Origin of the sequence: Nostoc sp. JL23 (assembly GCF_017115065.1) — a bacterium.
In the GTDB taxonomy this organism is placed as follows: Bacteria; Cyanobacteriota; Cyanobacteriia; order Cyanobacteriales; family Nostocaceae; genus Nostoc; species Nostoc punctiforme_A.
Genome location: NZ_JABXKN010000026.1, coordinates 93,337 through 114,868, shown reverse-complemented (window position 1 = coordinate 114,868; position 21,532 = coordinate 93,337). Strand labels below are relative to the sequence as shown.

18 protein-coding genes are annotated in these 21,532 nt (G+C 41.9%); 12 read left to right on the top strand and 6 right to left on the bottom strand.

Features of this window, described 5'->3' with window-relative positions:
- The first annotated feature begins 127 nt into the window (after window positions 1–127).
- The 4 genes from HWQ42_RS04285 (at window position 128) to HWQ42_RS04270 (ending at window position 3,435) form a co-directional block, all read left to right on the top strand.
- On the top strand, window positions 128–259 hold the full coding sequence (locus tag HWQ42_RS04285; protein WP_292809627.1) for a hypothetical protein: 132 nt from the start codon (window positions 128–130) through the stop codon (window positions 257–259).
- A gap of 95 nt (window positions 260–354) precedes the next feature.
- Window positions 355–1,644 (top strand): glucose-1-phosphate adenylyltransferase, encoded by a 1,290-nt coding sequence (locus HWQ42_RS04280; RefSeq protein WP_292809625.1) that lies wholly within the window; start codon window positions 355–357, stop codon window positions 1,642–1,644.
- Window positions 1,645–1,684: 40 nt separating this feature from the next.
- Window positions 1,685–2,302 (top strand): AAA family ATPase, encoded by a 618-nt coding sequence (locus tag HWQ42_RS04275; protein ID WP_292809623.1) that lies wholly within the window; start codon window positions 1,685–1,687, stop codon window positions 2,300–2,302.
- A gap of 119 nt (window positions 2,303–2,421) precedes the next feature.
- A complete protein-coding gene (locus HWQ42_RS04270; protein ID WP_292809621.1) occupies window positions 2,422–3,435 on the top strand; it encodes a DnaJ C-terminal domain-containing protein in 1,014 nt (337 codons plus the stop codon).
- A gap of 340 nt (window positions 3,436–3,775) precedes the next feature.
- Here HWQ42_RS04270 and HWQ42_RS04265 read toward each other — a convergent pair whose 3' ends face one another.
- Both HWQ42_RS04265 and HWQ42_RS04260 read right to left on the bottom strand, forming a co-directional pair.
- A complete protein-coding gene (locus HWQ42_RS04265; RefSeq protein WP_292809619.1) occupies window positions 3,776–4,312 on the bottom strand; it encodes a peroxiredoxin in 537 nt (178 codons plus the stop codon).
- A 157-nt stretch (window positions 4,313–4,469) separates the two neighbouring features.
- On the bottom strand, window positions 4,470–5,081 hold the full coding sequence (locus HWQ42_RS04260) for a peroxiredoxin (RefSeq protein WP_069068387.1): 612 nt from the start codon (window positions 5,079–5,081) through the stop codon (window positions 4,470–4,472).
- A 131-nt stretch (window positions 5,082–5,212) separates the two neighbouring features.
- Between HWQ42_RS04260 and HWQ42_RS04255 the strand changes: the two genes are divergently transcribed.
- The 3 genes from HWQ42_RS04255 to HWQ42_RS04245 all read left to right on the top strand — a co-directional run bounded on the left by HWQ42_RS04255 (window position 5,213) and on the right by HWQ42_RS04245 (window position 10,348).
- On the top strand, window positions 5,213–7,396 hold the full coding sequence (locus HWQ42_RS04255) for an amylo-alpha-1,6-glucosidase (protein WP_292809617.1): 2,184 nt from the start codon (window positions 5,213–5,215) through the stop codon (window positions 7,394–7,396).
- 470 nt (window positions 7,397–7,866) lie between these two features.
- Complete coding sequence (locus HWQ42_RS04250; RefSeq protein ID WP_292809615.1) at window positions 7,867–9,351, top strand: galactose oxidase-like domain-containing protein; 1,485 nt, start codon at window positions 7,867–7,869, stop codon at window positions 9,349–9,351.
- A gap of 61 nt (window positions 9,352–9,412) precedes the next feature.
- Window positions 9,413–10,348: a hypothetical protein gene (locus tag HWQ42_RS04245; RefSeq protein WP_292809613.1), complete on the top strand. Its 936-nt coding sequence runs from the start codon at window positions 9,413–9,415 to the stop codon at window positions 10,346–10,348.
- A 337-nt stretch (window positions 10,349–10,685) separates the two neighbouring features.
- Here the strand turns inward: HWQ42_RS04245 and rpsU are convergent, their stop codons facing one another.
- The gene (gene rpsU, locus HWQ42_RS04240) at window positions 10,686–10,877 is read right to left on the bottom strand and encodes a 30S ribosomal protein S21 (RefSeq protein WP_069073774.1); all 192 of its coding nucleotides are present in this window, start codon (window positions 10,875–10,877) and stop codon (window positions 10,686–10,688) included.
- Window positions 10,878–10,997: 120 nt separating this feature from the next.
- Window positions 10,998–11,324: an RNA-binding protein gene (locus HWQ42_RS04235; RefSeq protein ID WP_292730931.1), complete on the bottom strand. Its 327-nt coding sequence runs from the start codon at window positions 11,322–11,324 to the stop codon at window positions 10,998–11,000.
- A gap of 470 nt (window positions 11,325–11,794) precedes the next feature.
- On the opposite strand from HWQ42_RS04235, the gene HWQ42_RS04230 reads away from it, so the two are divergent.
- The 4 genes from HWQ42_RS04230 (at window position 11,795) to HWQ42_RS04215 (ending at window position 17,217) form a co-directional block, all read left to right on the top strand.
- Entirely contained in the window at window positions 11,795–13,189 is a 1,395-nt protein-coding gene (locus tag HWQ42_RS04230; protein ID WP_292730932.1) for a TldD/PmbA family protein, read from the top strand.
- A 403-nt stretch (window positions 13,190–13,592) separates the two neighbouring features.
- The gene (locus HWQ42_RS04225; RefSeq protein ID WP_292809612.1) at window positions 13,593–14,123 is read left to right on the top strand and encodes a pentapeptide repeat-containing protein; all 531 of its coding nucleotides are present in this window, start codon (window positions 13,593–13,595) and stop codon (window positions 14,121–14,123) included.
- Window positions 14,124–14,767: 644 nt separating this feature from the next.
- Window positions 14,768–16,336, top strand: a complete 1,569-nt coding sequence (locus tag HWQ42_RS04220; protein ID WP_292809610.1) for a DUF1565 domain-containing protein — start codon at window positions 14,768–14,770, stop codon at window positions 16,334–16,336.
- Window positions 16,337–16,455: 119 nt separating this feature from the next.
- Window positions 16,456–17,217: a hypothetical protein gene (locus HWQ42_RS04215; RefSeq protein WP_292809608.1), complete on the top strand. Its 762-nt coding sequence runs from the start codon at window positions 16,456–16,458 to the stop codon at window positions 17,215–17,217.
- Between the two features lie 18 nt (window positions 17,218–17,235).
- Here the strand turns inward: HWQ42_RS04215 and HWQ42_RS04210 are convergent, their stop codons facing one another.
- Window positions 17,236–19,305, bottom strand: a complete 2,070-nt coding sequence (locus HWQ42_RS04210) for a tetratricopeptide repeat protein (RefSeq protein WP_292809606.1) — start codon at window positions 19,303–19,305, stop codon at window positions 17,236–17,238.
- Between the two features lie 483 nt (window positions 19,306–19,788).
- Here HWQ42_RS04210 and HWQ42_RS04205 point away from each other — a divergent pair, with 483 nt between their 5' ends.
- Window positions 19,789–20,049, top strand: coding sequence for a hypothetical protein (locus tag HWQ42_RS04205; protein WP_194043036.1), 261 nt, complete (start codon window positions 19,789–19,791; stop codon window positions 20,047–20,049).
- Between the two features lie 274 nt (window positions 20,050–20,323).
- On the opposite strand, the gene HWQ42_RS04200 is transcribed toward HWQ42_RS04205, so the two are convergent.
- Window positions 20,324–21,532 carry a DGQHR domain-containing protein gene (locus tag HWQ42_RS04200; RefSeq protein ID WP_292809604.1) on the bottom strand — a complete coding sequence of 403 codons (1,209 nt, stop codon included), beginning with the start codon at window positions 21,530–21,532 and terminating at the stop codon, window positions 20,324–20,326.

Here is a 21,532-nt window from a genome sequence, read left to right as displayed (position 1 = left end):
CACCCTAATTTTAATTTTTTGCCTCTGAATGCTCTCAAATACTTATTTTTTCGTAGCTCCTTTTAGTGATCGCCTATTGTACCCAAGTTTCTCAAACCCAGTCCCCGTGAGCATTTGCCATTTGTGGATGAGTCTAAAACAATTCTCTGTGAATGTTTCGGGTATAGCGATCGCCCCTCATTCTTCATCCCAATTAATACAAATGTTCTATATTTCTACTGATAAGCCACAGCATCCATACACTACCAGCATTCTGTAAAATTCATCCCAAAGAATCAGACGATCCCCCTTACCTGTGGTGGCAGACAGTCCTAAACTGAAGATGAGAGTTGAAAGGCAGTCGGGAGAAATTTTGTGAAAAAAGTATTATCAATCATTCTTGGTGGTGGCGCGGGTACTCGACTTTACCCACTAACCAAACTACGTGCTAAACCAGCAGTACCAGTAGCCGGGAAGTATCGCCTAATCGATATCCCTGTTAGTAACTGCATAAATTCCGAAATATTCAAAATCTACGTCCTGACACAATTCAACTCAGCTTCTCTGAATCGCCATATTGCACGTACTTACAACTTTACTGGCTTCAACGAAGGGTTTGTGGAAGTGCTAGCGGCACAACAAACACCAGAAAACCCTAACTGGTTCCAAGGTACAGCCGATGCTGTACGTCAGTATCTATGGTTAATGGAAGAATGGGATGTAGAAGAATATCTAATTCTCTCAGGCGATCACCTCTACCGCATGGATTATCGCCACTTTATCCAGCGCCATAGGGAAACGGGGGCTGATATTACTCTCTCAGTCATCCCCATCGATGAGCGCCGCGCCTCAGATTTTGGTTTGATGAAAATCGATGACTCCGGTAGGGTAATTGATTTTAGCGAAAAACCTAAAGGCGAAGCGTTAACCCAAATGCAAGTTGATACAAGCGTACTGGGATTATCAAAGGAACAAGCCAAGCAACAGCCTTACATCGCCTCAATGGGGATTTATGTCTTTAAAAAAGATGTTTTGTTCAAGTTGTTGAGAGAAGGTATAGAAAGGACTGATTTCGGTAAAGAAATTATTCCAGATGCCTCTAAAGATTACAACGTTCAAGCTTACCTTTTTGATGATTACTGGGAAGATATTGGAACAATTGAGGCCTTTTATCATGCAAATCTAGCCCTGACTCAGCAGCCCCAGCCACCTTTTAGTTTCTACGATGAAAAAGCACCAATTTATACCCGCGCTCGGTACTTACCTCCAAGTAAACTATTAGATTGCCAGGTAACAGAATCAATTATCGGTGAAGGTTGCATTTTGAAAAATTGCCGCATTCAACATTCAGTTTTAGGAGTGCGATCGCGAATTGAATCTGGTTGTGTCATCGAAGAGTCCCTACTCATGGGTGCAGATTTTTACCAAGCTTCTGTAGAACGCCAATGCAACGTAGAAAAAGGTGATATACCTGTAGGTATTGGTACTGACTCGATTATTCGCGGTGCCATCATCGATAAAAACGCTAGTATCGGTCACGATGTCAAAATTATCAATAAAGATAACGTGCAAGAAGCTGACCGAGAAAGTCAAGGTTTCTACATCCGTAGTGGCATCGTTGTCGTGATGAAAAATGCTGTAATTCCTGATGGAACAATCATTTAGTAGTGCTGAGTTGTGAGTGCTGAGTTATGAGTTGTGAGTTATGAATAAAACTTCTAATCACTCTTTACTCCTAACTTCTTACTCAGCACGGGCTGAACGCCCCGCTACCGCTAACAGCACTCAGCACGAGCTGAACGCCCCGCTACCGCTAACAGCGCTCATTTTGCTGATTGGTCTTCCAGGAAGCGGGAAGTCAACCTTGGCAAAACAATTACTGACAGAATCCCCCCAAATGGCGCTAATTTCTACAGATGCCATTCGGGGGCAATTGTTCGGTTCCCAAGCCGTTCAAGGGTCGTGGCTACTGATTTGGCGCGAAATTGAGCGGCAATTTCAGCAAGCTATTTCCACAACTAATACAGCTATTTTTGATGCCACCAATGCCCAGCGCCGCCATCGTCGTGAAGTCATTGCTTTAGCCCGTAACTTGGGCTTTACCGACATTAGGGGAATTTGGGTGGATACACCAGTTTGGCTGTGTTTGGCACGGAATAAAAGGCGATCGCGCCAAGTTCCAGAAGAAATTATTTTGCGGATGCACCGTCAACTCCGGGATGCTCCCCCAAGTCGGGAAGAAGGATTAGACAGCCTCAGCCGCTTATCAGAAAAATCGGAGTACGGGAATTGCGATTCCTTGGTGAGCGAGAACCACACTTGATTTTCTATATTTTTTGTTAATTTAAAATCATATTCTTTTTGTTTGGCACTATACCAGGCAAACTAAACATCTCTCATCTTCAAAAAAACATAACGGGAATTTCTATAGGAGGCTGGTAGATGGCTGCAACCGACTTCAAGGACTATTACGCTATTTTGGGAGTCAGTAAGACTGCCAGTTCAGAGGAAATTAAACAAGCCTTTCGTAAACTAGCCCGCAAATACCATCCTGATGTCAACCCAAACAACAAACAGGCAGAGGCACGCTTCAAAGAAGTTAGCGAAGCCTACGAAGTTGTATCAGACCCAGATAAACGCAAAAAATACGACCAATTCGGTCAATATTGGAGACAAGCTGGTGAAGGTTTCCCATCTGGCGGCGCTGGCCCAGATATGGGTAACTTTGACTTCAGTCAATACGGCAATTTTGATGAGTTCATTAATGAGTTGCTAGGACGCTTTGGTGGCCCTCCTCCTCATGGTGCGGGGCGCCAAAGTCACGCACGAAGTCAGTCTTTCCGCAATTCTCCAGGTAGCTCAACTAATTTTAGCAACAGCTTTAACGATTTTGGGTTTCAAGATGGAGGTGCGCGTAGTACCCAGGATAGTGAAGCTGCGATCGCTCTAACTTTTGCTGAAGCATTTAATGGTGTGAAAAAGCGCTTCAGTTTAGGTAATGAAACAATAGATGTCAACATCCCATCTGGGGCTAAAACTGGTACTCGCCTACGGGTGCGGGGCAAAGGTCAGATTAACCCCATGACTCAACAACGGGGAGATTTATACTTAAAAGTCGAACTTCAGCCACATACGTTCTTCCAAATGGAAGGCGATAACTTGGTATGCGAAGTGCCAATCACACCAGATGAAGCTACTCTAGGAGCGTCTATTGATGTACCCACTCCCGATGGTTCAGTGAATGTCAAACTACCAGCAGGAGTGCGTTCTGGTCAATCTCTACGTTTACGCGGCAAAGGTTGGCCCCTCCCCAAAGGTGGACGCGGCGACCAGTTAGTGAAAGTAGCGATCGTTCCACCAAAAGACCTCAGCCAACAAGAGCGGGAATATTATGAAAAAATCCGGGCTATACGTACTTATAATCCCCGTAGTCATTTGAACCAATTCAGGCTTTAACAAGCAAAAAGAGAATCCCCATAATTAAAATCTCGTCATTACCCACATTTTGGTAACAGTCAAAGTATTATGCTAAACCACATCCTATCTAGAACTTAAGTTCTGCATCTCAGAGCTACTGTTCACTCAAGTGGACTTGAATCATGTTCGGGTGAATGTTTAACCGAACTTGAGATAAATTGTTGTTTAGTCCAGTTAAGAGAACTTGAACTATTAGCCTTGGAATTGTATTCCGAGGCACAATAGTAACGAAGCTAAAGATAAAAAAGATGTGGGTAACGAGAAATAATCAGAATTAAGGGATTTTTGTTGCGATCGCTAAAACCTTGAATATTTATAGTCAATTGAATTGTTCTAACAATGTCTCAACACTGGCATTGTGATCCAAAAAAGAAAATAAATGCCAATAGCGCAGTTTTCCTTCTTTATCTAATACAAACTGTGCTGGTAAAGGCGCTCCCAGCGCTTGTCCTGCTTGATATGTACGAAATACTCGACAACTAGGATCGCTCAATAGTGGCATTTTTAAGCCTAAATCTTTGACAACTATTTGACTCTGTTTTTCATCGGTACTAGTAATCATTAAAACTTCTATACCGCGATTTTTAAATTGTTCGTAATTTTCATTCAAAGCTTTGATATGAGGAAAACAAAAAGGGCAATATTGCTTTTCGGTAAAAATGCGAGTCAAGGCGAGTAACACTGGTTGTTTGCCTTTATAATCAGACAATCTTACTAAAGTTCCGTTGGTAATATCTGGCAATTGAAAGTCTGGTGTTCCCACTCCCAATCTGAGTTGATTGCTAGCTGGAACTGGTAAAAAATTACGGAAAAATCTTTCATTTAATAAGCCACTAAAGTCAGTTGAAGTCAGCATATTTTTAACCTTGATTATTTAAATACTATTTTATAAAAAACCACAGATATTTACGGAGGTTGACATTGTTTAATGTGTATCTCTGTTTATCTGTGGTTTTCATTGATTTTGCTTTCAACCCCAAAAAGCTGGATTAGAGTTTTTTGGCTAGCGAAATTTAGACAGCAGAGAAGTAGACTTTAGACTTCACTGGATCAGGATTCATTGTCTTGTCACCAGGTTGCCAACCAGCTGGGCAAACTTCATCAGGGTGAGACTGAACATACTGAATTGCTTGTAATGTCCGCAGGGTTTCATCAACGCTACGACCAAAAGCTAGGTTGTTAATGGTGGCGTGCTGTATGATACCATCTTTATCGATGATGAACAGACCACGCAAGGCAATGCCTGCTGCTGGGTCAAGAACGTTGTAAGCGGCGCTAATTTCTTTCTTGATGTCGGAGACTAGAGGATAATTCAGGTCGCCGACGCCACCAGATTTACGATCTGTTTGAATCCAAGCGAGGTGAGAGAATTCACTATCAACGGAAGCCCCAAGGACTTCAGTATTGATTTTCTTGAATTCTTCGTAGCGATCGCTAAATGCTGTGATTTCAGTAGGACAAACAAAGGTAAAGTCTAATGGGTAGAAAAACAGGACGACATACTTACCGCGATAATCGGAAAGTTTGATTGTCTTAAATTCCTGATCTACCACAGCAGTTGCTGTGAAATCGGGAGCTTGTTGACCAACGCGGAGGCTTCCTTCGGTTCCGTAAGTAAGGGACATTAACCTAATTCTCCTTTATCGGTTTAGTAGCGTTGGAATTTGGGTCAAATAAAATTTACCCATCCACGCTCTCACAGTTTAATTACGATCTGTTACGACTATATCATACTCATAACGATTTTGAGTAGCAAATGCCTGATTTAGATACAAGAGAATGGTTGCTTACCAATGGCTTAGGAAGTTTTGCCAGTGGTACAGTTTCTGATGTCCGTACACGTACTTATCATGGTTGGCTGTTTGCCGCGACAAACCCACCTTCTGAAAGGACTCTGCTGTTTTCGCACCTAGAAGCTAGCTTGGAAATATTAGGGAGCGTTGTGGCACTGGGGACAAATGTTTGGGGTAACGGTCAGATTGAGCGAACAGGCTACCAACAGCTACGCCGTTTTGATATTAACCCAGTTCCTAAATGGACTTGGGGTCAAGATAACTGGCAATTAACCAGGCAATTGGTGATGCCCTATGGTTTGGTGGGGATTAGGGACTGGGGATTAGGGATTGGGGATAAGGGGACAAGGAGACAAGGGGGCAGGGGAGCAGGGGAGCAGGGGAGCAGGGGAGAAATTGCAGAAAGTTTTTCCCCTCTGCCTCTTATACCCAATGCCCAATTTTGCCATCGAATTTTAATCCAGTATCGCTACGAGGGAACTGAAACAGCGATTTTACGGTTGCGAGTGTTGATAGCAGAACGTGACTTTCACCACCAGCAGACTGCTCAAAAATTACAGTTTTCACAATTGCTAGGGGAACAGCAAGTCTGTTTACAAGCAATCAATTCTGGGCGCTTCGGCATACCTTGGCACTTACGCTGGACACAAGGAAATTATCAACCAGATGCAGTTTGGTATTGGGATTATAGATTGTCTGAGGAGACAAAACGGGGATTAGGCGACAAGGAAAACCTCCACAGTCCTGGTTACTTAATAGTCACACTTCAACCAGGAGATACGGTGACTTTAGAAGCACGAGTCGGTTTTCCCGACTCAGTGCCAGGTGTTCTCACCCTCAAAACCTTTGCAGAAGCGGTGGAGGCAGAGCAAGAAAGGCTCTCACAGATTTTTGGATGGAGAGAGGGAGGTAAGGGAGCAGGGGAGCAGGGGAATAACTACAAATATCCAATACCCAATGCCCCATGCCCAATTCCCAATGCCCAATTCCCAATCTGGCAACAACTACTCAAAGCAAGCGATCAGTTTATCGTCTATCGAGCCTCAATTGCAGGTCCCACGGTCATTGCTGGTTATCACTGGTTTAATGACTGGGGACGCGATACATTAATCGCTTTACCGGGGTTGGCACTAGTTCCACAGCGCTTTGACCTAGCCAAAGGAGTATTGCGAACTTTTGGGCATTATTGTCGCCACGGTTTGATTGCGAATGTATTTCCCGATCTCAATGGCGAACCAATTTATAACAGTATTGATGCGGCATTGTGGTGGATTGAAACTTTAGGACTTTATTTAGAAGCTACCCAAGACTGGGATTTTTTGGCAGAGCAATTCCCTGTAGTACAGCAAATCTATAAAGCTTTTGTCGGTGGTACACGTTTCAATATCCAGGTCGATGCTACCGATGGGCTAGTTAGTTGGGATGCTCGTGGTGTAGCTCTCACCTGGATGGATGTGGTAATTGGGGCACAACCCGTCACACCCCGTTACGGGAAGCCAGTGGAAATCAATGCGCTGTGGTATTCTACTTTATGTTGGCTGAGTCAGTGGGCAGAGCGCTTGAGCCAAATGGAGTATGGCTCACCAGTGCGTCTCACTAAGCAAGCACAGCGTTATGCTAACCAAGCACAACACGTGAAAACCTCACTGCAAAAATTCTGGAATCCTCAGTTAGGTTATCTGTACGATACTATTGAGCCGGACGATCGCCGGAATTTTCAAATACGTCCGAATGCCGTTTTGGCGCTGTCGCTACACCATTGTGGGTTTTCGGAACAGCAAGGGTGTCAGATATTAGATTTGGCAACTACCAGCTTGCTCACACCTTATGGTCTTCGCAGTCTCGATCCAGGAGATCCCGAATACAAAGGTAAATATGAGGGCAATCAACAGCAACGCGATCGCGCTTATCACCAAGGCACTGTTTGGACTTGGCTAATTGGGCCATATATTCGGGCTTGGCAACGTTTTTATCCACAACAATCGCTGCCTTTTGATTGGCAACCCTTGCTAGATCACTTTTTCTTTGACGCTTGTCTTGGTTCTATTTCGGAGATTTTTGATGGCGATTCACCTCACACACCCAGAGGAGCGATCGCTCAAGCTTGGTCAGTTGCCGAAGTAATCCGCCACATTAAGCCACATTAAATAGTTGTAGGCATACAGATGGTCTTGGATAATTATTCTTGATTAATATCTGTTCACAAATTAATTTTGCTAGTTTTAACCTAGAAAGCCTTTACTATACAAGCATTTTATTAATTTATCTGATTATCCAAAAGTGAATAGAGATTTTCGATGATTTTCACAAATTGAGGCCGCAAAATCAAAAATGTTGATTTTCTTCTATGAGAAAATATGCTATGAGAAAACTTCATGAACAAGATGTAGTATTATTGATATCAGCAATGTATTTAAGGCTTAATTTAGATACTCTACAGCATGGATGATTGAAAGCGCAATTACTATTGATAAAACTAATTTTACATTTCCTTATTATGAAACACATCATATCTTAACGCTAAATAAGCCTAAAGAAGTATAGATATAAATGGAGAAATAAATTAATAAAATAAAGTGCAAAAAATTAAGTTCACGTAGAAAGAATTGTAAATAAAGTGACTCAGCCTAATAACAAGACCAACCTTCAAGAGGAAACAGATTTAGGGACTTCCATAGCTCTAGCTACTACTACAGATAAATGGCAAGTATTGTCGTACAATGCTCCAATCCTACCTATACATGCCGCTCTACTTCGTACTGGTAAGGTATTCTTTTTCTGTGGCTCAGGTAACGATCCCAATCGGTTAAATACTCCTTATGACAGTGTGGTCTGGGATGTAAAAAAGGGAACCTTTTCGCGTCAAGCGCCTCCATTGGATAGTAACAATCAACCTATGGATATTTTTTGCGCTGGTCATTCCTTCCGCCCTGATGGTCAGTTGCTGGTTGCAGGTGGAACTTTGCGCTATGACCCATTTTATGGTTCACCCTATGCTCTGATGTTTGATCCCATTGCTGAGAAATGGGTCAAGATACTATCAATGAATAATGGCCGCTGGTATCCTACTGTGTTAACACTAGGCAGCGGTCGAGTCTTAGCAGTGTCTGGGCCGGATAAAGATGGCAAGCTCAATAGACAACCAGAAATTTATTCTGCTTTCTTTCCAAATGGTTGGAACGCTTTTCCAAGAACTAGTGCCTTACCAGCATACGCGCATCTGTTTCTACTAAGTAGTGGGAAAATTTTTTATTCAGGTGCGCAGATGGGTGGCACTGGAGTGACACCAAGGATATTAACCCTGCCAGAGAAATTTACACAATCCATTACAGAAACAGTGGTGACAGGGCTACAAGACATAGGTTTTGGCGATCAAGCTGCCAGTCTCCTTTTACCACCTGCACAAGATCAAAAGGTGATGATTCTCGGTGGGGGTAGTGGTAAGACAGCAACAAAGAGGGTAAATATTGTCGATTTAAAAGCTAGTAATCCAACTTACGTAGCAGCAAAGCCTTTAAACTATGCCCGGATGCATCACAGCGCAGTTTTATTGCCCGATCGCACAGTGTTTGTTTGCAATGGTAGCAAAATGAATGAGGACACAACACAATCAATGCTGCCAGCAGAAATCTACAATCCAGCTACAAATACCTGGACAGTAGTAGCTAAACAAAATGTCCCTCGCGTATATCACTCGGTGGCCTTGCTGCTACCAGATGGTAGGGTCGTCACAGCTGGGGGGAACCCTCAACGGCGGGTCAATGAACTGCGATTAGAAATCTACAGTCCTGCATATATGTCGCGATCGCGACCAGTTATTCAGAGCGCTCCTCAAACTGTTACCTACGGGCAGCAATTTACGATTCAGACACCCCAAGCTGCGAATATTAAATGGGTGAGTCTGATTAGACCAATGGCAACTACCCATTCTTGCGATACAGAACAAAGGTTAGTGGATGCACCCATTATTTCTAGAAATGCTACTTCTCTTAAGGTCACGGTCATAAACAATCGAAACATCGCACCTCCAGGCTGGTACATGCTTTTTATTAGTGACAAAAATGGAACACCCTCAGTAGCAACCTGGACGCAAATATATTAGCCTGATCTGTTTACGTTCACACTGCTACCTAATAAAAGTCATTCATTCTAGGAAGGAAAATATGAATTACAAGGTATCACGTCGACGGTTTGGACAGTTGGCACTTGCTGGAACTGTAGTATCTGGACTTAGTTATCTAACCAAGAAAGCCTTGGCAGAAACACCAAGTTTAAATATTGTAGGTATAGGTTCTAGCCCACTCGTTAATATTGACCAAACGGCTATTACAGAGGTAAACACCACTGAATTAGTAGAGAACACTGCCTTAAACAGTGTAAGCACAGATATTAAGCCTGTAGGACTAGTTTTGCAATCCTTAATGACAGGAAAGGCTCAGGTACTTACTGAGAAAAGTACACCTCTATTAGAGCCTAATGAGATATTGAGTGGTTTTACCTCTTTAAGCGATGGCACACTTGTTGTAGCCATTACTCCGGTTGCGCTTAGTCGGAGACAGCCGACACCTACTCGCATTACATTTTTGGGTACGCCTGTAAAAACTTTGATAGTCTCAGGACTTAAACCAAATCAACAGCTTGGGAGCTTGCTAGGTACTAATGATGGGCGGCTCATTGGTCTAGTAGGTAAGAAGAACGGTACACCACCGATCAGATTGGTAGATATTAACCTTCAAACAGGAGAGATAAGTTTTATTAGTAAGATTAAATTTCTGGAAGATGAGCGGGTCAGCAATCTAGCTGAGTGCCCAGATGGAATACTTTATACCTCTATAGTTGGTGCGTATGGTGATACAACTCTGGTGCGGCTAAATTCAAATCAAAAAAAGCCCATCAGACTAGGACAATTAAAAGTGAATGGTCAAGCATGGAATAATGGTTTACAAAGCTTAGTTTGCTCTGCAACAGGTCAACTCCTCGCCTTTGGAGCTATGAGATATGAGACACCTAATGCTGTGTATATTGTTGATAAGGACAGTGGAAATATGACTCGGCTGCAAGACTTTGATACTACTCAGATTACGCGTACTCGTGCTTAGAAGGAATTGAGCTTGATATTTCTAACAAAAAAAACTGCCTAGCCCTCATCTTTGCTTGAGGGCTTTTTATTGGCATTGATTGGTACAGCTTATTATTAAGAATATTTTTGACTTATTTTCTAATTTAGTTACCCCTGAAAATTCTGATTGATACAGAACAGCAGTAACTTAAACAAATTTATAATAATTTTGATAGATAGCTTATATCAGGAAAGGTTGCCGATGTTCAAAACTTACTCATTAGATTCTCCTTTGGAGTACAGCGATCGCCTTTTCGACAGCTAAGAATCTAATGAGAGAGTGTGTTAGCATAGCTAACCGGAGGTATCGCTAATAGTTAATTACGACGGAAATTTCTCTTGCGTTGTTTGTGTCTAGCGACTTCTTTGCGCTTGTGTTTTTCCAAAGGCGTTTCAAAATGACGATTCTTTCTCATGTCTGGAAAAATACCTGCTTTGGAAACTTCCCTCTTAAATCGGCGTAAGGCTGACTCAATTCCTTCATTTTCGCCCACAAATACTTGGGTCATTTATCATCTCCTACTTAATTGGTACTGGGCAATTTAAGCTATCCAGTAGACCGGAGCGCAAAAAGGGCAGATAATGATTCTGCCCTTTAGACGTTAAAACTTAATTTTTGATTTTAAAGCTTAGTAGCGTGATCTATTGTATCCACCACCACCACCACCACCGCGGCGATCGCCACCACCACCACCAAAAGAACCACCTCTATCTTCCTTTGGTTTAGCCTTATTCACTTTGAGGTCGCGTCCCATCCATTCAGCTCCATCAAGAGCATCAATGGCAGCTGTTTCTTCAGCTTCTGTGCCCATCTCTACAAAGGCAAAGCCGCGTGGACGTCCGGTTTCACGGTCAGTAGGTAACTGAACCCGCTTTACAGTACCGTGTTCGGCAAACACAGAATTGAGGTCATCTTGTGTGACCTCGTAGGATAGATTACCTACATAAATTGACATGCATTATCTCCAAAATCATAGGTGTGTAGAGATTTAGATTTCGGAGGCAAGCTTGTTAAGACCAAAAGGGAAAAGCCTGTCAATACTAAAAACAAAGAATGTAACCGAATTTTATTCTCACTTGATTATCTTAGCACATCATTGAGTTCTTACCCACAGTAACTCAAGATTGGGAATTGGAGATTGGGCACAAGAGGCAGAATTGCAAAGGGGCACAGAGGAAAAATTTACTGTAACTTCTCGCCTGTTTTTCCACTCACTCATACTAATTTGAAAAATGATTGCGACAGATGGATTCACACCAAGCCAGACGCACCAAGGCAATTCCCAATCCAAAATCTAAAATCGAAAATCTAAAATCTAAAATGGTATCATCTCCCCCAGTACCTAGTCCCCTCATAATATTGATTAGCAGAAATTCCCCAAATAATTGCAAAATAAATGCAGTTCGTCATTGTTACTAATTGGAAATGCCGACTACACTTGCTGACGCACAAAATTTACTTTCTGACCTGATCGCCCGCTACCGTGAGCGTGTAGATTATCTGATGATTCGCCTTGAAGAAGCAGAAGGGACTGATATCTTGTTGCGTGGCGACAAGGTAGAAACCCTCAGTGAAGGCATCTCCATTGGTGGGCATATTCGCGCTTGTTATAAAGGCGGATGGGGGTTGAGCTGCTTTAACCAGCTAGCAACAATCAAAGATCGCATAGAAGAAGCGATCGCTGCTGCGCGGATGGTTGGTGATGAAGAAACTTTACTTGCACCCATTGATCCGGTGCAAGCAGTATGCATTCTACCCCTAAAAGGTACTGACCCCCGAAATGTCTCACTCTCGCAGAAAAAACAATTGTGCGATCGCTATGCCCAATTGCTTAAAAGCGTCGATCGCCGAATTACCACTACCTCGGTGCGTTACGGTGACAGTGCCCAAAAAGTAATCATTGCTACTTCCGAAGGTACTTTGATCGAGCAATCTTGGGTGGATATGGAAATGCGCTTTGCCGCCACCGCCAGAAATGGCGAAACTGTACAAACTGGACGGGAAACTACTGGCTCTCGCAAAGCTTACGAAGATTTAACTAGTTTGGATGAACAGGTAAAAGGGGCTGCTCAAAGAGCGATCGCCGCTTTATCTCTACCACCAGTCAAAGGCAATACTTACACTGTAGTAATTGACCCAATTCTCACGGGTTTATTCGTCCACGAAGCCTTCGGACATCTTTCTGAGGCTGATATGGCTTACGAAAACCCCGATCTCCTGGAAGTTATGACCATCGGACGGCGGTTTGGCCCAGAAGAACTGCAAATTTTTGATGGTGCGGCTCCAGAGGGACATCGCGGTAGCTATTTTTACGATGATGAAGGCACACCTGCCACTACTACTCAACTAATTAAAGATGGAGTTTTAGTGGGACGTTTACATTCTCGTGAAACTGCTGGCAAATTGGAGGAGGCGCCTACGGGTAACGCCCGCTGTCTTAACTATCACTTTACTCCCATTGTGCGGATGACAAATACCTGGATTGAACGGGGTAAAACACCAGTTGCAGACTTATTCACCGATATCAAAGAAGGAGTTTATGCCCGTAATTGGTTGGGTGGGATGACGAATGGGGAAATGTTTACCTTTAGCGCTGGGGAAGCGTGGATGATTAGGAACGGCAAAATTGCTGAACCTGTCAGGGATGTAACGCTTTCGGGAAATGTATTCCAAACTTTAGCGGATATTGAGGCACTTGGTGATGATTTTTACTGGGATGAATCTGGTGGTTGTGGTAAGGGAGGGCAAAATGGCCTGTCAGTGGGTTGTGGTGGTCCTAGCCTCCGAATTCGAGATGTAGTGGTTGGCGGGGAAACATGAACTATCCGCTGCGATACCGAAAATACTTAGTATCGCAGTGGACTTCCGATTGACCAATGACTAATGACTTCAAATAAGGAGTTTCCTGCTTCATCCTAAATAATCCAATGCGCTTGGGTTAAGGGTTATTGGTGTAGATAATTGGTCTTTTGAGTATAGCGATCGCTTTGCACTAATGCTGAAATTTTTCAGGTGGGCAACATCCCTCCTAAGTATGAAATTAACTCATAACTCTAGGTAGTAGCGTCAGTAGTTAAGGATAGCTAATCTAGATTGAAGTGATTCAAAATTTACTCTGGTTTAATTCACCACAATAATTCTCAGTTGCGCGTGCTGAGAATTTACTGCCTGTCTGGGTAAGCTGGATAGCCTCAATTAAACGTTCCTTAGCACAGCGACAGATATGAAAGCAGATCAACTCCTGAAAAACTATGCCGCAGGTGTCAGAGACTTTACTGGTGTCAACCTGAGCGAGGCCAACTTAAGAGAAGCCGATCTCAGTGGCGTAATTTTAGATCGAGCAATTTTAGATGGAGCTAATTTGAGTCACGCTAATTTAGCCCACGCCAGTTTGATTGAAGCAGACTTAAATGGAGCAGATTTGAGCAATGCGGATCTCAGTAGTAGCAACTTAAGCGGAGCAATTTTGGATGGAGCAATTTTGGATGGAGCAGATTTGGATGGAGCTAATTTGAGTCACGCTGATTTGACGGTTGCTAAATTGATTGAAACTAATTTGAGTGAGGCGGATTTGCAGGAAGCAAACTTGATGGCGGCGAATCTAGATGGAGCGGATTTAAGTGGTGCAGATTTAACTGTAGCTGACTTATCCCAGGCAAATCTCACTCAAGCAGATTTGAGCCAGACAAATTTGAGCGGAGCCAATTTGGATGGAGCCAATATAGAAGGAACTATTCTGGATGAGAATGTTTAATCTCATTTTCTTACAGAGCAAGGGTTCTGGGTTGCTGACTCAATACATTAACCAAAACAGTACCTTGGAACACCGAGATTAATCTCCTCTCCGCAGGCGCAACAGCTTACACACAAGTTTTTTAGAGGTGCAATGGCATTGTTTTGACTGACAATGCGATTGTTGCAGCTGACAATACCATTGAGATCAGAACTTGGAATATTGCTTGAAGAAGAATTCAGAAGTCAAAATGGGCTAAACGCCCCGCTACCGCTAACAGAAGTCAGCAATCTTGACGCTCGATAGCGCAGCGTAAAGCCTTCTCTTCTCCCAAAGGGAGACGCTACGCGAACGAGAGGCTGCGCCAACGGCATGGCAACTCTTAGAGACTCTAGCGCGAACGCTTAGAGCGACGCAGGAGCTTCTGACTCGGTTTTTGCCTTGCTATCCGCTTTTTGGGTCAGAATACCTTTCCTGTATTCTGACTCCTGACTCCTGAATTCTGTTTGATAAAAGTCTATAGCCTTTGTGTACACACAATCTGCTTGTCAGAAAAAGTCAAGTGGATATATTTTCTATACACAAGGATATTACTGTGAAAAAGTTTGCTACAAGTATTGTTATTTACGATTGTCATAATTAAAACAATTGACTCTCAACTATCAATGGTGAACTCTACCCTCGTCGTCACACTCTATGTCAACCCTATGACAGGGAATGATACCAATATTGGTTCACGGTTTAGTCCTTTTAAAAGCCTCACCCGTGCTTTAAAAGGAACCAAAATCCTGACGATAATTCATCTGGAGTCGGGGACTTACAACGCCGCTAGTGGTGAAGTGTTTCCACTAATCGTCCCTGGAGGGGTGACAGTGGTGGGTAATGAAGCTAACAAAGGTGCAGGAATTGTAATTTCCGGGAGTGGTGAGTATCTAAGTCCCAGTTTTGGTATACAAAATATTACCCTGCTCTTGGTAGATAATGCCAGTCTTTTAGGTGTAACTATTACCAATCCCTCAGCCAAAGGTACTGGTATCTGGATTGAATCTGCTGCACCTACTTTAAGTAACAATACTCTGAGCAACTGTGGGCGGGAAGGTGTGTTTACCACTGGTGCTGCCAAATCCACAATTTTAGATAACTTATTTGTGCAAAATACTGCTAGCGGGTTAGTGATGGCAGGTCATAGCCAGGGAGAAGTACTGCGGAATGTATTTCAAAGAAACCCTTTAGGCATAGCAATTAGTGACTTTGCCACTCCGACGATCGCCAATAATAAATTATCAGAAAATCGCACGGCGATCGCACTTTCTCGCAATGCCCAACCGGTGCTACGTCAAAATCTCATTGCTAAAAATACCCAAGGTGGTTTATTAGTCAATGGCAATGCACTCCCTGATTTAGGTAATACCAAAGATCCAGGTGATAATATTTTTCGCGATCATAGTGAATTTGATTTATATAATGCCACTACACAAAAGCTAGTTTCCGTAGGTAATCAATTAAATTCGTCTCTAGTCAAGGGTTTAGTAGAATTACTCCCAAACAATTTAGTAACATTTGACACCAGCTTCTCTGATACCTCGACAGAATACCCACTTCAAAAACCCCCCTTGTCCCCTTATCCCCTTGTCCCAGCGTCTTCCGAACTAGATGGACATTGGGCAGAACCATTTATTCAGGCATTAGTGAGCATGGATTTAACTCATGCTTTTGCCAATGGTAGCTATCAGCCAGATAAACCCATGACTCGCGCCCAGTATGCAGCTTTGGTGGCGATCGCTTTTAACCCATTTCCTAAAATCCCGGCACCTGATTTTACAGATGTACCCAAAGATTTTTGGGCTTATAGCGCTATCCAAATCGCAGCTAGCGGTGGCTTTGTTGGCGGATTTAGCGATCGCACCTTCCGCCCCGATCAAAGTGTGCAGCGGCTACAGGTGATTGTCTCCCTAGTAAACGGACTGGGATTACCAGCTGTTGATAGCGGTGTTTTAGAACTATATAGCGATCGTCATACCATTCCCGACTACGCTCGGACAGCCGTTGCCACTGCTACACAACGGGGAATCGCTGTCAACTATCCAGATCCGAAAATACTTGCACCTTTACGTTTGGCAACACGCGCCGAAGTTGCAGCGATGGTTTATCAGGCATTAGTCGCCATTCGGCGAACATCTGCGATTAAATCAGTCTATGTGGGGTTGCATTCTAGAAGTTGGCAAGTAGAATAAGGAACACTGCCTATCGTCTTGGCAACTCTTGGAAAAATAAACCATGTAGTTAAAAGCACGCTAGGCTAATATGCGATGGGTGACAAATCTAAGACCTATTGCCTAAAGCTAATAGCCTCATGTTAACAACACTTCCAGACACCTCTGCCAACTTGGCGATCGCCTTATTAATTAACTATAGTTTCGATCTCAGTGGGTATAGTGCCAATGAGCTAGTTGAGCGTTGGCAAACGCAATACCCCCTTAATTGGCTACACCTGGCAGTGATTGAGGCACTATATCAAGGTCGTTATAAAGCGGTTTCCGTGCAGCAAATTTTAGTATTTTGGCAGCGCCGGGATCAGGCTACATATCATTTCAACATGGAATTTGAACGGATGATTTGTAGCAAATTTCCCCAAAGCTTAACGTCATCGGCTGCACCAGTTCTACCGCCAGCCAAGAGAAAACCCACTCTAGAGCAAGTGACGAGTCCTCAATTACCACCAGCTAAGATTCGCAATGGCTATCAACACAGCAATACTGCGACTCTCCAACTGAAAAGTTATGAACCAAAGACATCTTTGAGTGAAGAAGATGGAAAGCAGGAAGATAGAGATAATAAAACTGTCTTAAAGTCTCCGCTTTCTAGGAAATTTACCTCTTCGGCAACCCTTGAGCGATTATCTGCTGTCAGCCAGAGGCAAACTTCACAAGAAGGTCCAGCGCCTTCCCCATCACCAAACCATCATCAACGACAGCCAAAACTGCTCCCACCTGCTCCTATTCATGCCCCAATCGGACAATTTACACCCGAAAAAAGCGATCGCTCTGATTCTTTTACATCTAAACTCAAAGCCATGTCTGGGGAGCAGGGGAGCAGAGGGGAGAATGACAAATGACAAATGACAAATGACATTTTATTCTGCAACTAACAGCTTAAAGCGCTCATCGTCGGCAATATCATCAAAATCTAGGTCAGTTGCTGCGTCTTCTTTATACCTGGGATTAAGTTCAATCGCTTGTTGTAGAGTTAACAGAGATCGGTCAACTTGTCTTTGCAGTGCGTAACAGGCTGCTTTGTTGTAATAGGCACTAGCATAATCTGGCTTAATTTCTAAGGCTTTGTTAAAACTAGCGATCGCTTCATCATCGCGTCCCAATCTTACCAATGTATAACCATGTTTATCCCAGATTTTGGGAGAATTGGGTTGGAATTTTAGCGCTTTCTCAAAGGAGATTATTGCCTCTTCATATTGTTCTAATGCTACTAGGGAAAGACCGCGATTTAACCAGGCAACGGCATCATCCGGTTTGATTTGTGTAGCTTTATCAAATGAGGCAAAGGCTTGCTGATGTTGTTGTAAATTTCCAAAAGCAACGCCGCGATCGCACCAAGCTTGATGATAATCTGGCTGAATCGCAATCGCTTGATCATAAGATGCGATCGCATCTTGGTAACGTTTCAATCTTCCCAGAGTTAGACCACGTTTTAACCAACTCACAGGTTCCTCATGTTGGATTTTTACTGCTTGGTTGTAAGCTGCGATCGCATCTTCATAACGCCTTACAGAAAACAGATCATCTCCCTGTTTTACATACTCATCAGCAGTGAATTCCGGTTGTTGTGGCTGTTCCTGTATTTCTTGCTCAACTTCAAAATTCACCACTTCTAGAATCGATTCTGGCGTAATTTCAGTTAGTTCTTGAAGAATCAGATCCTTTCTTTCTTGGGCATCCAATTGTAACTCAGAGAGTTGAGAGACAAACTCAGTTTCTAGTCTTTCTAACTTCTCTAAAATGAGAATCTTTTGTTGTTGAGCATTCCATTGTAATTCTGAAAACTGCGAAGTAAACTCAGAGCCAGATTTTTCTAAATTCTCAATAATTAGCTCTTTGGATTTTTGAGCATCGACTTGTAATTCCGATAATTGAAATTTAAATTCTGACTGCAATGCTTCTAAACTCGCAAGAATTTTATTTTTTTGTTCTTGAGCATCTATCTGTAATTCCGATAATTGAGATTTAAGTTCCCGATCAAATATACCTAAACTGTCAACGGCAATCTCTTTTTGCTTTTGAGCATCAACCTGTAATTCGGATAACTTTTCTACAAATTCTGACTGTAATTTTGTTAAAATTTCAAAAATTATATCTTTTTGCTGTTGAGCATCAGACTGCCATCCAGAAAGTTGAGATGTGAACTCAGACTTTGATATTTCTAAATCGGTAACGGCTAGTTCTTGCTGTTGTTGCACACCTAACTTTAACTTAGACAATTCATTTGCGATCGCCGATGCTAATTTTCCTAAATTTTCCAGTGCTATATCTTTTTGTTGTTGAGCATCAAACTCTAACTTAGATAACCCAGAAGCAAATTTTGACTCTAAATTTTCTATATTTTCTTGAGATTTTTTTAGTTCCGCTTCTAATCTACTTAATACCTGTGCTTTAGCTAAATCTAGATCGGATATCAGAATAGATACATTTTCTTGTTCATTTTTAATTTTTTGTTGTAAAGCAGTCGTTTCCTGTTCTAATTCATAATTTATTTTTTTCGCATCTTGAATAACATTTTCAGCCTCTTGTTTAACGGTGGTTAGCTGATTTTGTAATTTTTCCATTCCTTGGACTTGTTGCATTGCCCTATCAACAATTTCCCGGATTATCACCCGTCGCAACAGCCATAACAAAGCAATGACTGCAACTGGAAAGAGACTTAGTATAACTAGCCAAACATCGAGTAATATAGTTGTGCGGCTAAAAGTGCTTTTAAAATCAGATTGAACTTGCTGTTGAATTCGCTTTTCTGCTCGTAGTCGTGCTAATTCTTCACGTTCTGAATTCGATAACACCGGAGTCGGAGTTAGTGCTGGGTTGGGTGATGGTGCAGATTGTCCACTGGCGATTCCAATGGATAACAATAAGGGTAAAAATACAATCGTGCTTTTTACAATTAAAGCGAAAACAGCTTGATTTTTGCTCTGCATAACAACCATCTGAGTCTGTTGGTCAGTTTTTGAAGCGGCTTGCCTCTCTCCAATCTATAACAGAATTAAGTGGTTAAATGTTGTAGAGGCAGTGTAAAATTCTGAGCAATCCTTAACTAATCCGTTTTCTCGTCCTGAGTGTACGTACAACTTTAGTGGTAGAGTGCAGTCAAGTTTGTGACATTTTATGGTGATGTACTAGTATAACATTACTATGTTGTGGATACTGCTAAAGATGGTGAAAGTCAAGCAGTAAAATAATAATTTATCAACTAGTGGAAGACAAATTGCGAAAGCATCGGCACTTTCTTAGACAATCCATCCAACAAGGTTCAGACTTTGTTTTTATAGATAACAAGGCGTTGAAACTGGAAGTTCTACCTGTATGGGAAGTGTCAGGTGTGGTTACTTCGCATTAACATTAGATTATCTACGGTAAGTAGATTACTTGTTCTCAAATTAACTTAACAAAGGCGGTAGAAAATGGGTCGCATAAATCCTTACACACTGCAATTACAGATTACCCGAATGTTTGAGCAAGGGCAATCATTTTTTGCCACAACCAAAGTACAGGAATGGTTGAAAGAACGTAAACATAATCCAGAAGATTATGACATTATTTTCCATAAAAAACCTGCACCTCCTGGTTCCAAAGAAGTGATGGTTGTGGAAATTGAATTACGCCGCAAAGATGGACAACCTGTAGATCCGTGGTTGCAGGAACAAGCAAATCTCCATGCCTGATTTTCGCAACTATAGCAGTCCTAAATTAGATGTGAAAACTTCTTTTTTTCTTCTTGGCATTTCGCAGAAAAAGTGGTTTGTTCATTTTCACAACTTAGATAGGATTGCTATGTGTGAGGGCCACGCCTACGCCCTAGATTGGAATGGTAACAGGATATCCGGTTAATAGGGAATTACATTTAAGGGACTTTTAATAATTAAATTATCCCATCCTATAACGCTTGTCATCCATCGCACCCAGTCCTAGCATTTAGTGGGAAGCTACTGACATTCTTTATTCCTCTGTTTGAACCAACTCTAACCCGTCACTCCATTGTTTACCTAATTTACAATTAGTTATTATAATCTTGAAATCATTTTTTAGTATTTCTCTGAAATTGGGAGTGTCTTGAATTCTAAGCTTCCAGTCCTCTAGCCAAAATTCTTTAGGTAAACGTTTAATAATATCTAACACTTTTTCTGCAATTTCATCACTGTCAAATATATCTAGTAAATCCATCTCCCAAAAATATAGTAAACGATCAGTTATGTACTCATTGAAGGCATTAATATTAGCTTTCCTCATAAACTGATTATTTTTTCCAAAAAGTTCCGGGTAATTCCCTTTTACCGCTCTCCAGGTTGCACAAAAAAACTCTATCAAGGAATCTTCATCATTTTCAAGCACTGTAAAACACTTACGTATATATCGCATTGCTTGTTCTATTGCAGTAATTGGCACTAGCTGAGTTTCTTCTGTACTTTCTCTGTTATAAGACCATTCTAATAAATTTTGAAATGGGCTTGTTGGAGAATCGCTGAGAAACTTAAGTATCAGTGGTTTATCACCATATTTGACACGCGCTAGTACAAGTCTTTTCTCAAGTTCATCTTCATTAAAATCTGCAACAATAGATTTGACATTTTCAGTTGAAACTCGTACTGCTTTATTATTTACCACAATAAACTGAAAAGCCTGTTCTTGAGGAGTAGCATCTATTAAACTGACAACGGTTATAGGTAAATCCTCTTCGTTGAAATCAGACATACCATACAGACGATGTTGCCCGTCTACAATAAGTGCTGGTTTAAGATATTCCTGCTCACTCTGTTCAAATGAAAATTCAATAATTCCCCAGGTGACTTGATTTTCCCTACAACCATTGAGTATGTCTATATTTTTTTCTAAGGAACTATTTGCTTGAATAATATACTCGTTAATTTTTTGTCCTAGAGGTGTAAAAATTGCTTTATTTGGGTCAAAAGCTATAAGTATACTGTTAGGAATTATATTAATTGAACTAGCTCCAATAAATTTTTTAACTGCATTAACTCTAGCTTGCCTTAGTATACGCTGCGCTCCTTTTTGGACATCTTTTATTCGTCGAATTCCTAGCCAAGATTTCAAATCTTTTGCTTGTGCATTAAAAACAAAAAAACGAGTTGCCTTCTCATCTCTGCGCTGTGATACTAAACTACCAAAATAACATCTGTGTTCTGTCAT

Excerpts from the sequence above, each read along its gene's own strand:
- HWQ42_RS04200 (WP_292809604.1), bottom strand. The coding sequence starts at position 21,532 with ATGACAGAACACAGATGTTATTTTGGTAGTTTAGTATCACAGCGCAGA.
- HWQ42_RS04245 (WP_292809613.1), top strand. The coding sequence starts at position 9,413 with ATGAATTACAAGGTATCACGTCGACGGTTTGGACAGTTGGCACTTGCT.
- HWQ42_RS04285 (WP_292809627.1), top strand. The coding sequence starts at position 128 with ATGAGTCTAAAACAATTCTCTGTGAATGTTTCGGGTATAGCGATCGCC.
- HWQ42_RS04275 (WP_292809623.1), top strand. The coding sequence starts at position 1,685 with ATGAATAAAACTTCTAATCACTCTTTACTCCTAACTTCTTACTCAGCA.
- HWQ42_RS04220 (WP_292809610.1), top strand. The coding sequence starts at position 14,768 with ATGGTGAACTCTACCCTCGTCGTCACACTCTATGTCAACCCTATGACA.
- HWQ42_RS04270 (WP_292809621.1), top strand. The coding sequence starts at position 2,422 with ATGGCTGCAACCGACTTCAAGGACTATTACGCTATTTTGGGAGTCAGT.
- HWQ42_RS04210 (WP_292809606.1), bottom strand. The coding sequence starts at position 19,305 with ATGCAGAGCAAAAATCAAGCTGTTTTCGCTTTAATTGTAAAAAGCACG.
- HWQ42_RS04265 (WP_292809619.1), bottom strand. The coding sequence starts at position 4,312 with ATGCTGACTTCAACTGACTTTAGTGGCTTATTAAATGAAAGATTTTTC.
- HWQ42_RS04225 (WP_292809612.1), top strand. The coding sequence starts at position 13,593 with ATGAAAGCAGATCAACTCCTGAAAAACTATGCCGCAGGTGTCAGAGAC.
- HWQ42_RS04255 (WP_292809617.1), top strand. The coding sequence starts at position 5,213 with ATGCCTGATTTAGATACAAGAGAATGGTTGCTTACCAATGGCTTAGGA.
- rpsU (WP_069073774.1), bottom strand. The coding sequence starts at position 10,877 with ATGACCCAAGTATTTGTGGGCGAAAATGAAGGAATTGAGTCAGCCTTA.
- HWQ42_RS04215 (WP_292809608.1), top strand. The coding sequence starts at position 16,456 with ATGTTAACAACACTTCCAGACACCTCTGCCAACTTGGCGATCGCCTTA.
- HWQ42_RS04205 (WP_194043036.1), top strand. The coding sequence starts at position 19,789 with ATGGGTCGCATAAATCCTTACACACTGCAATTACAGATTACCCGAATG.
- HWQ42_RS04235 (WP_292730931.1), bottom strand. The coding sequence starts at position 11,324 with ATGTCAATTTATGTAGGTAATCTATCCTACGAGGTCACACAAGATGAC.
- HWQ42_RS04260 (WP_069068387.1), bottom strand. The coding sequence starts at position 5,081 with ATGTCCCTTACTTACGGAACCGAAGGAAGCCTCCGCGTTGGTCAACAA.
- HWQ42_RS04230 (WP_292730932.1), top strand. The coding sequence starts at position 11,795 with ATGCCGACTACACTTGCTGACGCACAAAATTTACTTTCTGACCTGATC.